The sequence below is a fragment of the Streptomyces sp. SID5464 genome, from assembly GCF_009862985.1.
Lineage (GTDB): Bacteria > Actinomycetota > Actinomycetes > Streptomycetales > Streptomycetaceae > Streptomyces > Streptomyces chartreusis_D.
The window spans coordinates 172,655-189,610 of record NZ_WWIQ01000010.1 but is presented as its reverse complement, the minus strand read 5'-3'; the positions used below and the strand labels follow the sequence as shown (position 1 = coordinate 189,610).

Below are 16,956 nucleotides of genomic sequence, written 5' to 3'. Positions count from 1 at the left end.
CGGCGAATCGTAGGAGCAGGCACTGACAACGGGCCGTCCGGTCCCGCCCGGGTGGCGCGATGGCGCTGGAGGCCATCGCGCCGTTCGCTCAGCCGGGAGCCACCGCGCGGCCCGTCTGCGGCGAGATCATGCCCGCGCACAGGCCCCGGGACGCCAGCCCCTGGGCTATGCGGGGGATCGCCGCGAGGGTGTTGGCGGACCAGTCGTGCATGAGGATGGTCTGGCCGTTGGTGAGGCGGCCGGCGGCCTGGACGATCGCGTCCGTGCTCGCGCCGTTCCAGTCCCGGGAGTCGACGTCCCAGATGATCTGGGTCAGGCCGTGGCGGGCCGCGACCGACTTGACCGTCGCGTTCGTCTCGCCGTACGGGGGGCGGAAGAGTTTCGGTGTGCCGCCTCCCGCGTTGGCGATGGCCTGCTGGGTCCGGGAGATCTCCGCGTCGATCTGGGCCTGGCTCAGGCCGGTCAGGTGCGGGTGGGTGTAGCTGTGGTTGCCGATCCACATGCCGGCGGACACCTGGGCCCGCACCAGGGACGGGTTGGCGGCGGCGTTCTGGCCCTGGTTGAACATCGTGGCCCGCAGCCCGTTCCGGCGGAGTACGTCGAGCAGTGCGGTCGTGCTGCCCGACGGGCCGTCGTCGAAGGTGAGGCCGACGTATCCGGTGCAGGCGGCGGCCCGGGACGGGGTGGCGGTGGCGGCTGTCGTGGTGGTGGCCGTGAGCGTGGCGGCGGCGGCCGTCGCGAGGACGGTCAGCCTCGTGAGCCGGGCGCGGAACGCGGACCGTGGTGTGGTTCCCATCGTCAGCGCACCGTGATGCTGGAGCTGCCGCTGCTCTGGTAACCCTCCGTCGCCATGATCATGTAGTACTTGAAGCTGCCCATGGGCATGCCGGCCCGGGCCCAGGCGTCGAAGTGGTTGCCGGCCGTGATGGTGCCGCCCGTCCTCTTGGACTGCCGGACGCTCCAGTACTGGTCGAAGGTCCGTACGCCCTCGACGGACGGGGCGTTGTACCGCGTCGTCTTGTAGATGTCGTACGTACCGCCGTCGCTGGTGACGGTGCCCTTGTACTGGCCCGTGGGCCGGTACGTGCCCCAGTTGTCGACGATGTAGTACTCGACCAGCGGGTTCGCCGTCCAGCCGTAGAGGGTCAGGTAGGCGTTGCCGGACGGGTTGAACGTGCCGGAGTAGGTCACGCTGCGGCGGGCCCCGGTGCTCCAGCCCTTGCCGGCGACGAAGTTCCCGGTGTTCCGCCAGGAGGTGCTGTAACTGCCGCCCGCGGACAGGGTCATGGACACCGTGCCCGGAGCGTCCGTCCAGAACGAGTAGTAGTAGCCGTTGTCGGTGCCCGTCTGGTTCCTGGTGATGACGGTGTCGGCGTGAGCGGTGCCCGGCATGGTGAGGGCCGCGGCCGCGACCAGCAGCATCGTGCAGACGCTGCTGATGAGCAGCCGTAAGCGCCCGGATGACTTGTTCATGGGGTGCTTCCTCCATGTCCTCGTGGGGTGGGTCGATGGGGGAGCTCTGTCATCCGGGAGTGTTGGCCGGGCCCTGTCAAGTGTCAATAGTTTCGGCAGGAGTTACGAAATGTTCGGGGCCGTCTGCGTCCTGGTTACTGTGGATTCGGGCGGTTCGCAGGGCGCTTGATGGCCATGGACGGGCAAGTCCTGGGAACCATCCTGCCCTTGCCGTGGGGAGGGCAGGATTCCGTTCCTCGAATGTTTCGAAGGATTTCCGGATCAAGCGGGCACCACGCTGCGCCCCGTCTCGTGGGCGTAGAGCGCCGCCCGGTCGTGCAGGGCCGCGTGGACCGCCATGTGGGCGTCCCTGCGGCGCTGCGCGGGGCCGTCGGGGAGGTGCAGGATGCCCGCGTTGCCGCGGGAGCCGCGCTGGACCTCGGCGGTGCGCGGGATGCGCAGGGACTCGTAGCGGGACAGGCGTTCCGGGATCGCCCGGACCGGCGCGTCCGCCAGGCAGGCGGCCAGGTCCATCGCGTCCTCGATCGCCTGGTTGGCGCCCTGGGCCATGAACGGGAGCATGGGGTGGGCCGCGTCGCCGAGGAGGGTGATGCGGTTCGTGGACCAGGTGCGCAGCGGCGGCCGGTCGTGCAGGGCCCACTGGTGGGTCGACTCGACCGCCTTGACCATGTCGCCGACCAGGCCCGCCCAGGTGCCGAAGACCGCACGCAGCTCGTCCGGGTCGCCGGGCCGGGACCAGGACTCGCGGGGCGGTGCGTCGGACGGCAGCGGCACGGTCGCGGCGTAGCTGAGGTACGCGCCGGACGCGACGGGATAGCACACGAAGTGCCCGCCCGGGCCGAGCCACAGCCGCACCAGTCGCTCGCGGGCCTCGGCCGGCAGCGCGTCCACCGGGACCAGGCCCCGGTAGATGCCGAGGCCCGAGTAGACCGGCTCGTCGCGGCGCAGCGTCTCGCGGACCGTGGAGTGGATGCCGTCCGCGCCGACCACCACGTCCGCCTCGCGGACCGTGCCGTCGTCGAAGGTGAGCCGGACGCCCGTCCCGTCCGGGAGTTCGCGCGCCGAGTTCAGCCGCTGGCCGAGGCCCAGACGCTCACGGTCGATCAGGGAGAGCAGAGCGTCGTGCAGATGCGCCCGGTGGATCGTCAGGTACGGCGCCGCGAACACGCGCTCGCACTCCGCGCCGAGCGGCGTGCGCGCGATGGGCCGCCCGTTCCAGCCGCGTACCTCCATCGCCTCGATCCGCACCGCGTGCTCCTCCAGCGCCGGGCCCAGGCCGAGACGCAGCAGGGGCCGGATCGCGTTCGGGGAGAGCTGGACGCCGGCGCCCACCTCGGCCAGTTCGCGGGCCTGTTCGTGGATCACGTACGGCGTGCCGTTCGCGGTCAGCGCGCCCGCCAGGGTCAGTCCGCCGATGCCCGCGCCGACGACGGCGACCGCCGGCCGCTCCACGCCGGCCGGGCCCGCGGAGTTCCCGGGCTGCCGCCGCCCTTCTGTGTCTTCGCCCAACAGCACCTCAGGGACCGCCTTCCGGGTCTTCGCGCCACATCCGTGCACCGTCGCGGTGCGAGCTCTCGCGTGGACGCACTGTCATCGGTCGTGTCCCGAGCATGTGGCGCCCGCCACCGGGCGGCAACGTCCCGCCCCGCCGTGCTGACAACTGTCGCCGCTTGCGTGACGGACGTCATCGAAACCCCCGTCACACCTGCTGCCGCACCCCCGCCCGGCCCTAACTTCCAGGAGGAGACGACCCGTTACGCACGACACCTGGAGGCACGCCGTGACACGCGAACGACGAGTGGAGCGACCGCGGTGACCGCGGTGGCCGTTGAGGGCCTGCTCAAGAGGTACGGGGACCACGAGGCCGTACGCGGCGTCGACTTCACCGTCGAGGAGGGGGAGATCTTCGCCCTGCTCGGACCGAACGGCGCCGGCAAGACCACCACCATGGAGATCCTGGAGGGCTTCCGGCACCGCGACGGCGGTGACGTGCACGTCCTCGGCCGCGATCCCGGCGACAAGGCGGACGGGCGCCTGCTGCGCGGGCAGATCGGCCTGGTGCTCCAGGACATCGCCGTGGAGCCCTACCTGTCGGTGCGGGAGACCATCGCCCGCAACGCGGGCTACTACCCGGCCCCGCGGGGTGTCGACGAGGTCATCGACCTGGTGGGGCTCCAGGAGAAGCGGGACGCGAAGGTCAAGGACCTGTCCGGCGGGCAGAAGCGGCGGCTCGACCTCGCGCTCGGCGTGATCGGCGACCCGAAGCTGCTGTTCCTCGACGAGCCGACCACCGGCTTCGACCCGGGCGCCCGCCGCGGGGCCTGGGAGGTCGTACGGAGCCTGCGTGACGCCGGCACGACCATCCTGCTGACCACCCACTACATGGACGAGGCGCAGGCCCTGGCCGACTCCGTCGCCGTCATCGCCGCCGGGCGGATCGTCGCCACGGGCACGCCCGACACCATCGGCGGGCGGGACAGCGCCCTCACCCGGATCCGGTTCGCGCTGCCGGCCGGTGCCGCCATCGACGACGTGCCGATCCCGGTCAGCGACGCCGAGGACGGTCTCGTCACCGCCGAGGCGAAGGATCCGACGGCCGCCCTGCACCGGCTCACCTCCTGGGCCCTGGACCGGGGCACGCCGCTGGCGCGGCTCACCGTCGAGCAGCCCACCCTGGAGGACGTCTACCTGGGGATGACCAGCTCCTACGTCCAGCAGGACGCCTCGTCACCGTCCGCCGGGCGGGACCGCACACCCTCCTCGGCGGCGCGTGCGCGCCGAGGGCGCCGACCCGGACGGAGCAGCCGATGACCAGCACCCTGCCCCCCACGACCACCGCCACCGGGCGGCGGGCCGAACGCCCCGGGCGGGAGCGGCCCGACGAACGCGGCTCCCTCGCCCTGCTCGCCCACCAGATCCGCTACGAGCAGCTGTCGTTCTGGCGCAACCCGCAGTCGATGGTGTTCACCTTCGTCCTGCCGATCGTGATCATCTCGGTCTTCGGTGCCGTGTTCGCCGGCAGCGAGGGCCAGGACTTCTTCTTCGGCATGAGCGGACTCCAGTACTACACGCCGACCATCGCCGCCGTGTCCGTGCTGGGCGCCTGCTACGGCCAGCTGGCGATCGTCCTCGCCATGCGCCGCCAGACCGGCGTCCTCAAACGGCTGCACGCGACCCCGCTGCCCGCCTGGGTGTACTTCGCGGGCCTGCTCGTGCACTGCGTCGTCGTCAGCGTGGTCGACGTGGCGCTGGTCATCGGCATCGGGCGGCTGTACGGGGTGCCCTGGCCCGCCGACTGGGCGGCCCTGGCGCTCACGTTGGTGCTCGGCGCGGCCAGCTTCTGCGCCCTCGGCGTCGGGGTGGCCTCGCTGATCCGCAACTCCGAGGCGGCGCCCGCGGTCGTGCAGTTCATCCAGTTCCCGCTGGTGTTCATCTCCGGCAGCTACTTCCCGATCCACTCCGAGGTGATGAACAACATCGCCGGGGTGCTGCCGGTGAAGCCGTTCAACGACGCCATGCTCGCGCCGTTCGCGCACGACGCCGGCTTCCAGTGGAAGGAACTGGCCGTGCTGGCGGCGTGGGGCGTCATCGGCGCCCTGATCGCCGTACGCAGCTTCCGCTGGGACCCGCGTCCCGAGTAGAGCCGGCGCGTCCCGACCACATCGAGGGGGCCTCCCGGAGGCCCCCTCGGCGCTTCCCCCCCCAAAAAAAAGACCCCCACACCCAGAAGGGACCCCCACCATGTCCGTGGACCACAGCGCCCGCCCGCAGATCACCTCGTTGGGAACCTGGCGTCTCGAACCGGCCGCCTCCACCGTGGAGTTCACCGGCCGGCACTTCTTCTTCCTCCCCGTGCGGGGTTCCGTCCCGGTGCGCTCGGGCCGTGTCGAGCTCGGCCCGGACGGCGTGCTGCTCCACCTCGACGCCGCGGTCGGGGCGGCGGGCTTCGAGAGCGGCAACCCGCAGCGGGACGCGGCCGTGCGCGGCCCGAGCCTCCTGGACGCCGAGCGCTTCCCCGAGCTGCGTCTCACGGGTGAACACCTCTCCACGGACGGCGACCTGACCCTCACGGGCCTGCTGGAGGTCAAGGGCCGTGCCACGCCGGTGACCTTCACGGTCGACGAGCTGACGGTGCGGGGCGAGCGGGCCGTCGTACGGGCCGGCGCCCGGGTCGACCGGCACGCGTGCGGGGTCGGCGGCATGCGCAGCCTGGTCGGAGCGGAACTGCGGGTGCGGGTACGGGCCGAGTTCGTACGGGAGGGATGAGCCGTACGACGCAGACGACGAAGAGGCCCGGCCGGTGAGGGGAATCCGGCCGGGCCTCTTGCGCAGGCGCCCGCGGGGCGCGGGGGATCACCCCGTGGGCGCCGGGTCGGGTACCGGTGTCCCGGTCGGTGCCGGTGCCGGGAAGACGTGGGACAGCCAGGCGTAGGTGCGCAGTTCCTCCAGCATGCTCAGGCCGAGCCGGTTGTGGAGCATGTGGGCGTGCGAGAAGAGGATCATGCCGGGGTGCACCGGCGACTGACGCCGGATCTCGGCGGCATGGGCGGTCAGGGCCTCGTACCAGTCGGTGAACGGCCCGTGGGCGTCCGGTGAGACGCCCGCCGTGGCCGGGTCCTGGCCGACCTCGGTGATCCGGTCGAGCAGCTCGCCCGGGTGCCCGGCGTCGCGCGCCCAAGCCTGCCAGGCGTCCCGGCCCCGGGCGAAGTAGTGGGCGCGTTCGGCCGGGCCGCCGAGGGCGACGGCGGCGGACAGCGTGCCGCGCAGGGCGAGCCGGGCGCGCCGCGCCTCGCCGGTGACGAGCGGGACCAGCCGCAGGACGAGTGTGCTGGAGAGGTGGAAGAGGGACTCGGCGGCCGGCATCAGCGTGCGGCCGCCGTAGCGCTCGTACTCGGGGTCGTAGTCGGCGCGGTGCACGCCGGGCGGCAGCAGTGCGTGGACGGTGGTGTTGACGCCGGTCTCACCGGCGGCGGCGAGCCGGGCCGCACCCTCCTGGTAGGCCTCCGGTGCCAGCGGCTCCTCGCCGGGCGCCGGCCGTCCCGCCACGGCGAGCCGGTCGCGCAGGGACTGCTCCACGCGCGCGTACGCGTCCGGGGAGAGGCCGGCGATCCGCAGCCGCAGGTGAGGCCCCGACTGCCAGTAGCGGATGAAGAACCAGGGGGTGCCGGGCGGCAGTTCGCCGACGGTCGGGCCGATGACGTCCGTCAGGACGCGGTCGTGGGCGCTGCGGGCGGTGGTGCCGAGGTGCAGGTGCCAGGCGCTCCAGCCGTGCGGTGTGGTGGTGGGCATACGCGTTCCTTGTCGGTCGGTGGGGCTGCTCCGGGGCCTTACGTGCGCAGGTCCAGCACGGCACCCCCGGTCTCGCGCGGTACGCCGACCACCGCGGACAGGACGATCGTCTCGTCCTCGCCGAGGCCGACGACCTCCTTGGTCTGGATCTCCTTGAACGCCCGGACCGGCCGGGCGAAGAGCCCCTCGGCGGCCGCGGCGAGGCACAGGCCGTGGACCGCCCAGCCGCAGGCGTGCTGGGCGGCGCTCCAGCCGGTGGGGCCGAAGCGGGCGAAGAGTTCGCGGGGGCGGACCGAGAAGAAGACGGTGAGGGGGGCGTTGGCGATGCCGCAGCCGTTGACCGGAGTCAGGCCGTAGCCGTAGTTGGCCTCCAGGCCGGCGGGGGCGGTGGGGTCGTCCCGGACCAGGTGTGCGGAGCCGTCGCGGACGCGGTGCACGCCGGGGGTGTGGCCGTCGACGTGCTGGACGACCGCGGTGACGGTGACCGCGTCGAAGGCGGCGGCCAGGAGCGGGTGCGGTGGGGGGACGCCCAGCCAGGCCAGGGTGGTGGCCAGGGTTCGGGCGGGCAGGGGGGTGTGGCACTTGGCCGAGTCCATGCCGTGCAGGGATCTGGGCATGCGGCCGGAGTGGCGGTGCCAGAGCAGTTCTGACCAGGTGGGGGTGCGGAGGGAGTGGGGCAGGGTGGGGGGTACGGCTGTGGTGACGGGCGCGGGTCGTGTGTGGCTGGTCGCGCCCACGCGGCGGTAGCCGCGTATCGGATGCGGCCCCGTGCCCCTCACGGCACTTCTGTCCACGTCGATGACCTGGGTGAGGGACGGATCTCCGTCGGGGACCGGGGATTCCGGCCCAGCCGGTCGGTGTACGGCGGGGCGTGGCTCACCCACGTCGATCAACCACGGCAGCGACCACTCCCAGGTGTGCTCCACACCCAGTTCGCGCAGCAGGCCCGATGCACCCTCGGTCGGGGGTGTCAGTGTCGCCGGCACCCCGAAGAGCTCCAGGCCCAGCGTCAACGCGCGCAGCACCATGCCCGTTTCGATCGCCACCAGCGAGCCCCGGAACCACTGGTACGCGAGTGGGATCGCCGTGTAGCGGCCGGTCAGGGCGATGCGGCTCGGGGTCCCTGTGCCGGGGCCCGTGAGGGTGTGCCGGGTGGGTTCCAGCAGCCGCCACGCGTCACCGTCCCCCACGAAGGCGTGGACCGGGAAGAGGCAGCGCGGTGAGGCGTAGGGGCGGTGTTCGTTGTACGGGTTCTCCGGTTCGCGGCGCAGGGGTGCGAACGTGGCGGTGAGGGCGTGGAGCAGGGCGTCCGGTGCGGGGTGGGCCCCGGCCGGGAGCCGGGGGTACGGCATCGCGGACAGCCGGTCGGTCGTGCCCAGGGGCAGGAGGGTCGCCGGTCCCGCCGGGCGCGGTGGCGGGGGCGGCACGTGGGAGTCGGGCGGGGGCGTGGCCGCCCAGGTCCACGGCGGTGGTTCCGGGCGGTCGTCGCCGGCACCGTAGGCGTACCACAGGGGCTCGCGGGCGATGCTGTTGTCGCCCTCCGGGCCCGGGAGGTCGACCGGGGCGCGCCGTGCCCAGGCCTCGGCGGGGGCCGTCACGGGAACGGGTGGGGGTCGTAGGGGATCGCCCGGTGCTCCTGGTCCGTGCCGCGCAGGGCGGCGCGGAGCCGGGGCAGTCCGGCCAGGCGCTGCTGGGCGTGGCCGAAGCACATCGGCACGATGCCGGGGACGACGGCACGGGCGACCGCGATGCCGGCGTCGGCGTGTTCCCGGCTGGTCTGGTCGACGACGACGATCCGGTCCAGGCCCGCGTCGGCGAAGAGCGAGGCCACGTACTCCAGGGTGCCGCGTACGTCGCCGCCGGCCGCCCGCTCCAGCCGCCCCGGCCAGTCGGGGAACGCCTCCTGGAGCGTGACGGCCGGGCCGCCGAGTCCGGCCAGGGCGCGGTCGCGGGTCTCGGGGACGGAGGAGAACCGGACGTGGTCCTCCAGGTCCTCCACGAGCCACGGGTCCTCGACCATCCGCTCGACCTGCTCGCGGGTCCAGTCGACCGGGTTCGTGACGAGCTGGGCGACCTCGCGCAGCGCGCCGCGGATCGCGGATTCGGGCTCGGCCCCGGAACCGGCGGAGGAGAAGGTCGCCGGGAAGGGGTTCTCCTCGTTCACGGCGATGACCCACACCACCGGCAGGCCGATGTCCCGGGTGGCGACCAGGAGGTGGACGTCGTAGCCGCGGGCCCGGATCAGTTCGACCATGGCCCGGCTCGTGGGGTCGGTGAGCGTGGAGACCGGGACGTGGGGGAGCGGGCGGGCCCGGTACCAGGACGTGAGGAAGGCGTCCCGCTCCGCGAGTTCGAACAGCGCGTGCAGGGCGGCCTCTTCGTAGTTGGCGCCGACCGCGCAGCCGCTGGAGCAGTCGAAGAAGTAGTGCCTGCGGTTCGCGGCACTGGCCACGCGGGCGGCGCGCCGGTCGCGGCGGAAGGCGTACTCGTACTGGTAGAAGGCGTGGTCGGCCGGCACCAGCAGGGGAGTGCCGTCGGCCAGGTCATGGCCCCAGGCCCAGTCCATCGGGGTGTCGGCCGTGAACGGCGTGGCCCTGCTGGTGGGGTGGGCGAGCTGCTCGGCGGTGTAGCGGCCGAGGCTGCCCGGGTCGACGGCCTGCCCGGCGACCTCGCGGTAGGAGCGGCCGGTCACCAGGGGGACGTCGTACGGGTAGCCGCCGAGCCGCTCGTACGCCTCCAGGACGGCGACCGGTTCGGTCTCCGCGAACGTACGGGCCCTGCCGTGGCCCATCGCCGGGGCGTCCGCGACGACCGCCATGCTCATCGCGAACGGGGCGTGCGACTCCCGCAGGATCGCGCGGACCGGCCCGAAGCGGTCGTCGACGAGCCGGTCCCGCAGGAAGCCGGGCTCGACGAGACGGCCGGCGGCGGTGCGCGTCGCGTCACCGGGTACGGCGGGCCGGGAGCGCAGGGAGCGGGGGGCCGGGGGCACGGTGCTCACCAGGTCCTCGGGGGACGGGCCGCAGACCGGGCAGTGGAAGCTGCGGGCGATGCGGTGCCGGCGCGTGCCGTGGACGGTCACCGAGTAGGCCTCGCCGGGCGCCAGGGGGCGGTCCGCCAGGTGCTCCAGGCCGGTGCGCAGCAGATCGGGCAGCAGGGGGGCGGGGGCGGCGGGGACCCGCGTGGCCTGGGTGAGGTCGCCCACGAGGGGGTGGTCGAGGACGGTGCGCTCGCGCACCTCGGCGCAGGCGGCACAGCCGGAGGAGGTGCCCGGCACCGACAAGGGGCCGACCATCACCTCGTCGTCGTACACCCGCACGGACAGGTGCGGTCCCCGTGCCTTCGTGAGGAGGTCGCGCTCCCAGGCCAGGTCCCAGCCGAGGTTGACGGAGACGGTGGCCCCGGTCGCTCGGGCCAGGGGGGCGAAGGCGGGCAGCCAGTCGTCGTAGGCCGTCGGGGGCAGTGCGGGGCCGGCGTGCACCGCGGTGGTCGGGTCAGTGGTCGGCATCGGCGGACTCCTCGGCGGTGAGGTCGGTCGGGACGGTCACCGGGCCGTACCAGAAGGGGAGTTCACCGAGCACCGGGTCGGTGCGGCGGGGCCGCCCCCGGTAGCCGGCGAGCGCGGTGAGCTGTTCCCGCAGCGCGGCCCGGACGGCGTCGTCCGCGGTCAGCAGGGCGTCGGTGGAGAGCCGGCCGGCCGTGCCGCCGGTCTGCGCGGCGGCGAGTGCCGTGCACAGCGCGGCGTACGTCGCGTCGGTGGCGGTCGGGCCCCAGCCGGCGCCGAGCGTCCGCCCGTCTAGGGTGACCTCGGCCAGCGGCCAGCCGACACCGGCGTGCCGGGCCAGGACGAGGACGGGTTCGGCTGCGTTCCCTCCCTCCCTTTCCCTGCCGAGCAGCGACCACAACTCGGCGTGGACCCGGTGGCCTTCGGCGTGCAGTGGGGCGTCCGCGTCGGGGACGAAGGCCTGCTTGGCCCCCGCGAGGTGACGCAGGGCGCCGTCGAGCAGCCAGTGCTCCCTGGTGAGGCCCGCCGCCGGGATGCCGGGTGTGCCGCCGGCGCGGTCGCGCAGGGCGGCCAGGGCGGCGGCGATGGTCGCCGTCTCCTGGTGGGCGGCCCAGGCGGTGACCGTGCCCGTGCGGTCCGCCCGGTGCTCCGCCGCGCGCAGGGCGAGGGGCATCTGCGGCAGGTGCTCGCCCTGCGCGGAGGCGAACAGGCCGGTCCAGCGGGCGGTGAGGACACCGGCGGCGTCGAGCGCGGCCTCGGGGGCGGGAAGCGGCTCGGCGGGCGCGTCGCCGAGACGGACGGCGACCGCTTCGTGCACGGGGGCGCCCGTGACGGTGACGCGGTCGGCCGTCAGATCAGGGCCGTGCACGACGTGGGCCTCACCGGGCTCCGCGACACCCGTGAGGGCGTCGGTCAGGAGCTGTGCGGCGAGGGCTCCCGCGAGGGAGTGGGCGATGGGCCCGGCCGCCGGTTCGACGCCCTCGGCGTCCGCCCAGGCCCTGGCCCGGTTCCGGAAGACCTCCCAGACGCCGGGCGCCACTCCGACGGGCCCGACGAGCACCGGCCCGGGACCGAGCAGCACGGGCACGTGCAGCGTTCCGTCCTGCTCGGTCCAGGTCCGGTCACCGTCGAGGAACTCGACGACGGCCCGTGGCACGCCCTCGGTTCCCACGGGTGCTGTCACCGCCGGGGCGCCGACGGGAGTTCCAGCACCGAATCCGTACACCGCCGGGTCGCCGACGGGAGTCGAGGTCTCGGGCTCGCGCGCCGCCGGGTCGCCGGCGGGGTTTCCGACACCTGGGCCGTGCACCGCCGGGTCGCCGGCGGGAATCAGGGCCCTGGATCCGCCCACGGACCCGCCGCCGGACAGCAGCGAGGGGTCCGCGAACATCGCGGGGTCGCAGACGGGGACCAGCGGCTTCGACGCGTCGGGGACGGTTGTCGCCGTCACGTCGGTGACGCCTGCCCGGCGCAGTCCGCGCAGGGCCGGAGCCGTCGCCGTCGCCGGGCCGTGCAGCCGTACCCGGGCGCGGCGCAGGCGTGCGAACGCCGCGTACGGGTCGTCCAGGCGGGCGGTGAGACGCGCCAGCGTGCCGGCGTGCAGGGCGGCCACCTCGGCCGGCGGCTCCGGCTCGGTGAGCGCGGCCGGGTCGAGCAGCAGGCCGTTCTCGCGGAGCTTGGTGAGCAGGTGCCGTACCGCCGGCCGGGCACGCTCGGTGCCGAACTCGGCGACCAGGGCGTCCTCCGTCGTCCCCGCCCGGAGCAGCGGCACGCAGCCGTCCGCCACCGCGTACAGCAGCTCCGAGCCGCGCAGCACGAACTGCCCGCGCGTCCCGCTGAAGTAGACGCCCCCCGGCACGGGCGCGTAGTGCAGCCCCGGCCGGGCCTTGAGGGACGCGGCACCGGCGCCTGCGGCCGTCCTCGCCGGGGTCCTGTCCACATCGGTCACCGTCACGGCCGGACTCCTTCCGCTTCGCCGTTGTTCACCGGGTCGTACACGAACCGCCCCCCGGCCCTGCGCCCGACTTCCAGCACCCACTCCGTCGCGTGCGTGCCGTCCGTGACGCCGGGCAGGGCCTCCTCCAGGTAGCTGGTCCCGGCCCCGCGGCGCTCCAGCATCCGCGGCAGGACCCGCACCGCGAGCGCGCTGGACAGGTCGACGTACTGCGGCTTCTGCGCCAGGCGCTTGGACTGGACGTCGGGGGCTCCGACCGACAGCGGGCCCTCGTCCTCCGGCGTCGACTTGATGACGACCTCCTCGGGGACGCCGTACCGGGCCCGCCACGCGGTCAGCGCGAGCAGCCGCTCGTGTTCGTCGGGCCCCGTGGCCACCGCCGTGTCCAGTTCGGCTCCGCCGTACCAGCGCCGCCGACCGATGAGGACGTCGCCGACCGCCATGCGCGGCGCGACACGGGTCTGCTTGCCGTCCCACGGGGTCGCCGCGTGCCAGGAGTTGGGCAGACTGTTGAAGAGCCGGCCGCTGATCACCAGGCCGGAGGCGACCGACAGCGGCGGCGGGAACAGGCCCGGGTGGCCCGTGCCCAGCGGCAGCACCCGCAGCGGGGCGCCGTCCGCGTCCTCCACCCGCAGCGTGTCGGACTCCGGGTCGTGTGCGAGGCGCAGGCCGAACCAGTCCTCCGCCGTGAGGCCGCCCGGCAGCACCGGCGTGTGCGCGTTGACGTTGAGGCGGTGCAGGCCCAGGTCCTCGGTGATGCGGGTGCCGTCGTGGCCGTAGAAGCGCCGCAGGTGGTCGGCCAGGCGGGGCAGGGCGCGGCCGCCCTGGCGGCGGTCGGCCTCGAGGAAGCGCGCGTACAGCATGCCGTGGCCCGGCAGCCCGTCGTTGAGCACGAGCTGGTCGCCGGCCTGCTGGAGCAGCACGCCGTAGATCAGCGGGTCGCTGCGGAAGCGGTCGGGCAGCGACCGGGTCAGCTCGGCGACGTCCCCGGCGGTGAGCCTCAGGGTGTCCTCACCGGCCTGGGCCGTCTTCGTGAGGAGGGCGTGCACCTCCTCGGACAGCTCGCGGCGCAGCAGGTACATGCGCTCCAGGCAGCCGTCGGCCGGTCCGATCCCGGACAGCGCGGCGGCCTGCCCCGTGCCCTCGGGCCCGTACACGGCGGCCATCGCGGCGGCCCGCCGGGAGACCTCCCCGACGATGAACGCCGCGTGCTCGGCGAGCGGCACGTTCGCCCCGGCGCCGAACCGCTCCACGAACGCGGCGGTCATCAGGACCCGTACGTCGTGCAGCCAGTCGAAGACCGTGAGGAGCTCCACCGCGGGGCCGAGGTCGGCCAGCGGGGTGTGCCAGTCGGAGGCCGCCACCTTCAGCGGCGGCATGACGTAGTCCTCCTCGACGGTGATCTGCGCGGGGCGGCCCACCGCCTGGCTGAACCGGCCGAGGTCCCCGCGCAGTTCCGCCAGGACCGGGCCCCGCTCGGCAGCCGGCGCCTCGGTCACCCGGGGCAGTCCGGTCCGCACCCGGTCCGCCAACTCCCGCACCACTTCCCGTTGTTCGGACTCGGGCAGGGTCAGCAGGTCGTCGTAGTCGCCTGCGGCGGTCTGCTCCTCGGGCCGGCCGAACGTGCACAGCACGCCCTGGTGCAGGGCCTGCCGTACGCGCCGCTCGGCCTCCTCGGCGGAGCAGCCGGCCCGGCGGGCGACGTGCGCCACGACCGCCGGGAACCTGCGCGGCCCCATGGACAGCGCGTCGAGCAGATCGCCGACGGGCCCGTCGAGCGGCACGGCGAGGCGGTGCATGCCCTGCTCGGAGAACTTCAGGAAGAACAGCTTGCCCGTCTCCGGGTCGGGCGCCGAGGTGGGCGGCATCCCCACCCACAGGCCGGTGAGGTCCGTGCCGTCGGCCGGCAGGCCGCCGAGGACGTAGTGCAGCATGACCCGGTCCAGGCCCGGCACGGCCCGCGCGCCGGTGAAGGGCACCTCGCCGGGGCGGACGGCCTCCGGATCGCCGGCCGGGGCCGGTTCGGCGATGCCCACCGCGGTGAACCGGGAGAGCGGGCTGGTGCGCACCATCGCCCGGGTCACGTACTGGATCAGTCCGCGCTCCGACTTGCGGGTGCGGGCGGACACCTTGCCCGGGCCCTCGACCGCGGCCCGGTAGCGCTCCGCCTCCTGGTGCACCTCCGGGGCGACGAGGGCGAGGGAGCGCAGCAGGTCGCCGTCGCCCAACAGGGCGGCCAGGACGGTGCGTTCGCGGTCGGCCGCAGCCGGGTAGCCCTCCGTGATCGCGGCGCGGAGCCGCTCCCGCCCGGCGTGGGCGGCCAGCCAGCGGGTCACCGAGGGGGTCGCCTCGGGGCCCTCGGGCGTCTTCTTGGGGGCGCGGCCGTTGTGGATGGCGCGGCGCAGCGCGATGAGCTCGCGGCGCTCGGTGTCCGAGGCGGCCGCGCCGATCCGCTCGTACAGCTCCTGCGAGCACGTCTCGGCGGCGTCGGCCAGGTCGGCCTCGGCGCGGGCGAGTTCACGGAGCAGGCGGCGCTGCTCCGGGTCGGCGAGGCGGGCCCTGCGCAGCGGGTTGACGCGCAGGAACCACTGGGGCTCGGGGCTGGTCATCGCGGGGCTCCCGTCTCCGTGGTGGTCAGGCGCTCCCGCCAGCTGCTGCCGAGTACCTCGTCCACCGTCTCGGCGAGGGCGAAGCACATGTAGTAGCGCTGCATCGGCGAGACCGTGAGCAGGGGCAGCTGCTGGTAGAAGAGGTTCGTCAGCAGGCGGTAGGCGGCGAAGAACGGGGACGGGGTGCTGATCGCCCCGGAGCCGTGCACGGTCCGGTGGAAGTCGGTGTCCGGCTGCTCGCCGCGCGGCACCGCCGTCTCGGCCCCGGGCGGGCCCATCCGGCTGCGGTCGACGCCGTCGGTGACGGAGTCCAGCAGGTCCGGGGTGAGGGCGCCGGTGGCGACGGCGTGGTCCAGGACCCCGGCGCCGTAGGCGAACGCGGTGCGCCACTGGGCCGCCGCCGGCGACACCGCACCGTTCAGGCGCTGTTCGACGACCTCGCGGATCCGGGGCGCCTCCTTGGCGAGGCGCTCCTGGAAGACCGGGCGCATGTCCTTGCGCGGAGCCGCCCAGGCGAGGAACGCCTCCACGTGCGACCGGGGCGAGAACACCCCGTACGCCGGTCCGAGCGCATGCGTGTCGACGAGGGCGGCGAACGCCTCCGCGAGGCGGACCGTGCCGCTGCCCGGTTCCTCGGCCAGGCCCTCGATCATCGACAGCACCGGCGTCGCGAGGGCGCCGTACACCACGGTGCGCAGGGCGTCCAGGCGCGGTTCCCGGGAGCGCAGCGCGGGGTCGCCGGGGCCGACGCGCAGCACCGCGCCGTGCTCGCGCAGCGGCAGGTACGGGGGCTCCACCGCTTCGAGCCGGCCGAACTCCCGGGCCTGCTCCAGATACACCTCCTCGGTCAGCGCCCGGGCCGGATCGAGGGGGCCGGCGTCCAGCCCGGCCTCGATCCCCGCCCAGTCGACGGCCCCGCCGGGCGCCCCCGCACCCACCGGGGCGAGCACGTCGACGTGCGGTCCGTGCAGCCAGCCGCGCCGCACCTGTACGCCGGGTACGCCCCGCTCGCCCAGTCCGCGGGCGACCGGGACGACGTGCCGCGCAAGCCAGGCCGGTGTCACCGGCATCCGGGTATGGAGTCGCACACCCGTCAGGCCGGCGGAATCCGGCCTCACGGCAATGCGCTCCGGAGCGTCAACCCCCATGTCCTTTCACCTTCCGAGAAGAACCGCAATGAATTCGAGAACGTGCATCACATCATTGGTGCGGGGAATTCGAACCGGAAGGGAAAACGGTCCGGGGCTTACATACGTCATCGTTTCCGTGACGCCCGGCTGGGGCCGGGATATCGGAATGTTCTATTCCGTTTCGAGGGTGTCCGAGGGCTGGCCGAAAACCGCCAAGAAGGCAGATCGGCCGGTGTATTCTCCGCGAGTGACATCTACGTCCCCCGCAACGCCCCCCACCCCGTCCGCCACGGACGCCGAGTGCCTCGCCCTCACCCGTAACCTGCGCCGCAGGGGAACCCTCGTGCTCTCCGTGTTCGCCCTGGTGTGGGCCGTCGCGGCGGCCTCGGGGACCGGCTCGGCGACCGACGTCGCGCCGCTCGGCATCGAGGTGGCGGCACTCGTGCTCACGGCGGCGGCGATCTACCTCGGATACCGCAAGGACGCCCGGCCCTCGCCTCGCACGGTGAGCCTGCCGGCGAACTGGGCGCGCGGCGTGGGCATCGTCAACTCCGTCGAGCTGGTGGCCATCTTCGCCGTCATCGCCGTGTCCAACGCCTCGGGGCACCCCGAGGCCGTCCCCGCGGGCATCGCCCTCGTCGTGGGGCTGCACTTCTTCCCGCTGGCCCGTCTGTACGACCAGTGGCAGTACCGGTGGACGGCGGCGCTGCTGACGGCCGTCGCGGTCGCCGGCTTCGTCCTCGTCGCGGCCGGCCTCGCGAGCGAGACCGTGCGGATCGTGGTCGGCCTGGGCAGCGCGGTGGTCCTGTGGGCCTCGTCGTACCACCTGGCCGTGCGGGGCTGAACCCGCCCGGCGACCCGAACGCAAGGATGTGCCCGACCGGCCGAGGCCGGGCAGGCGCATCCTTCTGCGTTCACGCTGTCGTGCTCATGCGGTCACGCTGGTTCAGCAGGCCGAGCAGGTGCTGGACGACGAGGAAGAGGTGCCGATCGAGC

The 16,956-nt window shown here is 74.0% G+C and carries 13 protein-coding genes; 4 read left to right on the top strand and 9 right to left on the bottom strand.

The window, feature by feature from the left end; all coding sequences use genetic code 11:
- Nucleotides 1-88 precede the first annotated feature (88 nt).
- From GTY47_RS10880 to GTY47_RS10870, 3 genes are all read right to left on the bottom strand, one after another.
- Nucleotides 89-796: a polysaccharide deacetylase family protein gene (locus GTY47_RS10880; protein ID WP_010035557.1), complete on the bottom strand. Its 708-nt coding sequence runs from the start codon at nt 794-796 to the stop codon at nt 89-91.
- Between the two features lie 2 nt (nt 797-798).
- Nucleotides 799-1,473, bottom strand: a complete 675-nt coding sequence (locus tag GTY47_RS10875; RefSeq protein ID WP_010035556.1) for a glycoside hydrolase family 11 protein — start codon at nt 1,471-1,473, stop codon at nt 799-801.
- 261 nt (nt 1,474-1,734) lie between these two features.
- Nucleotides 1,735-2,982, bottom strand: coding sequence for an FAD-dependent monooxygenase (locus GTY47_RS10870; RefSeq protein WP_231911162.1), 1,248 nt, complete (start codon nt 2,980-2,982; stop codon nt 1,735-1,737).
- 303 nt (nt 2,983-3,285) lie between these two features.
- Here GTY47_RS10870 and GTY47_RS10865 point away from each other — a divergent pair, with 303 nt between their 5' ends.
- The 3 genes from GTY47_RS10865 (at nt 3,286) to GTY47_RS10855 (ending at nt 5,739) form a co-directional block, all read left to right on the top strand.
- Nucleotides 3,286-4,284 carry an ABC transporter ATP-binding protein gene (locus GTY47_RS10865; RefSeq protein WP_010035553.1) on the top strand — a complete coding sequence of 333 codons (999 nt, stop codon included), beginning with the start codon at nt 3,286-3,288 and terminating at the stop codon, nt 4,282-4,284.
- On the top strand, nt 4,281-5,114 hold the full coding sequence (locus GTY47_RS10860) for an ABC transporter permease (RefSeq protein ID WP_010035551.1): 834 nt from the start codon (nt 4,281-4,283) through the stop codon (nt 5,112-5,114). The genes GTY47_RS10865 and GTY47_RS10860 overlap by 4 nt, the downstream gene beginning before the upstream one ends.
- A 100-nt stretch (nt 5,115-5,214) precedes the next feature.
- On the top strand, nt 5,215-5,739 hold the full coding sequence (locus GTY47_RS10855) for a YceI family protein (RefSeq protein ID WP_010035549.1): 525 nt from the start codon (nt 5,215-5,217) through the stop codon (nt 5,737-5,739).
- Nucleotides 5,740-5,826: 87 nt separating this feature from the next.
- On the opposite strand, the gene GTY47_RS10850 is transcribed toward GTY47_RS10855, so the two are convergent.
- From GTY47_RS10850 to GTY47_RS10825, 6 genes are read right to left on the bottom strand one after another with little or no spacing between them, the layout of a single operon-like run.
- Nucleotides 5,827-6,762 carry a thiopeptide-type bacteriocin biosynthesis protein gene (locus GTY47_RS10850; RefSeq protein WP_010035547.1) on the bottom strand — a complete coding sequence of 312 codons (936 nt, stop codon included), beginning with the start codon at nt 6,760-6,762 and terminating at the stop codon, nt 5,827-5,829.
- A 38-nt stretch (nt 6,763-6,800) separates the two neighbouring features.
- Nucleotides 6,801-8,360 (bottom strand): nitroreductase family protein, encoded by a 1,560-nt coding sequence (locus GTY47_RS10845; protein ID WP_010035545.1) that lies wholly within the window; start codon nt 8,358-8,360, stop codon nt 6,801-6,803.
- A complete protein-coding gene (locus GTY47_RS10840) occupies nt 8,357-10,270 on the bottom strand; it encodes a TOMM precursor leader peptide-binding protein (RefSeq protein ID WP_010035543.1) in 1,914 nt (637 codons plus the stop codon). Before GTY47_RS10840 ends, GTY47_RS10845 begins: the two co-directional genes overlap by 4 nt.
- Nucleotides 10,257-12,221 (bottom strand): hypothetical protein, encoded by a 1,965-nt coding sequence (locus tag GTY47_RS10835; RefSeq protein ID WP_010035541.1) that lies wholly within the window; start codon nt 12,219-12,221, stop codon nt 10,257-10,259. The genes GTY47_RS10840 and GTY47_RS10835 overlap by 14 nt, the downstream gene beginning before the upstream one ends.
- Nucleotides 12,218-14,830, bottom strand: coding sequence for a lantibiotic dehydratase (locus GTY47_RS10830; RefSeq protein WP_010035540.1), 2,613 nt, complete (start codon nt 14,828-14,830; stop codon nt 12,218-12,220). Before GTY47_RS10830 ends, GTY47_RS10835 begins: the two co-directional genes overlap by 4 nt.
- Entirely contained in the window at nt 14,827-15,900 is a 1,074-nt protein-coding gene (locus GTY47_RS10825; RefSeq protein ID WP_010035539.1) for a hypothetical protein, read from the bottom strand. The genes GTY47_RS10830 and GTY47_RS10825 overlap by 4 nt, the downstream gene beginning before the upstream one ends.
- 307 nt (nt 15,901-16,207) lie before the next feature.
- On the opposite strand from GTY47_RS10825, the gene GTY47_RS10820 reads away from it, so the two are divergent.
- A complete protein-coding gene (locus GTY47_RS10820) occupies nt 16,208-16,804 on the top strand; it encodes a hypothetical protein (RefSeq protein ID WP_040902644.1) in 597 nt (198 codons plus the stop codon).
- Nucleotides 16,805-16,956 lie beyond the last annotated feature (152 nt).

Bases quoted from the DNA above. Each gene is read 5' to 3' on its own strand.
- GTY47_RS10825 (WP_010035539.1), bottom strand. From the start codon at position 15,900: ATGCCGGTGACACCGGCCTGGCTTGCGCGGCACGTCGTCCCGGTCGCC.
- GTY47_RS10850 (WP_010035547.1), bottom strand. From the start codon at position 6,762: ATGCCCACCACCACACCGCACGGCTGGAGCGCCTGGCACCTGCACCTC.
- GTY47_RS10860 (WP_010035551.1), top strand. From the start codon at position 4,281: ATGACCAGCACCCTGCCCCCCACGACCACCGCCACCGGGCGGCGGGCC.
- GTY47_RS10855 (WP_010035549.1), top strand. From the start codon at position 5,215: ATGTCCGTGGACCACAGCGCCCGCCCGCAGATCACCTCGTTGGGAACC.
- GTY47_RS10830 (WP_010035540.1), bottom strand. From the start codon at position 14,830: ATGACCAGCCCCGAGCCCCAGTGGTTCCTGCGCGTCAACCCGCTGCGC.
- GTY47_RS10840 (WP_010035543.1), bottom strand. From the start codon at position 10,270: ATGCCGACCACTGACCCGACCACCGCGGTGCACGCCGGCCCCGCACTG.
- GTY47_RS10875 (WP_010035556.1), bottom strand. From the start codon at position 1,473: ATGAACAAGTCATCCGGGCGCTTACGGCTGCTCATCAGCAGCGTCTGC.
- GTY47_RS10880 (WP_010035557.1), bottom strand. From the start codon at position 796: ATGGGAACCACACCACGGTCCGCGTTCCGCGCCCGGCTCACGAGGCTG.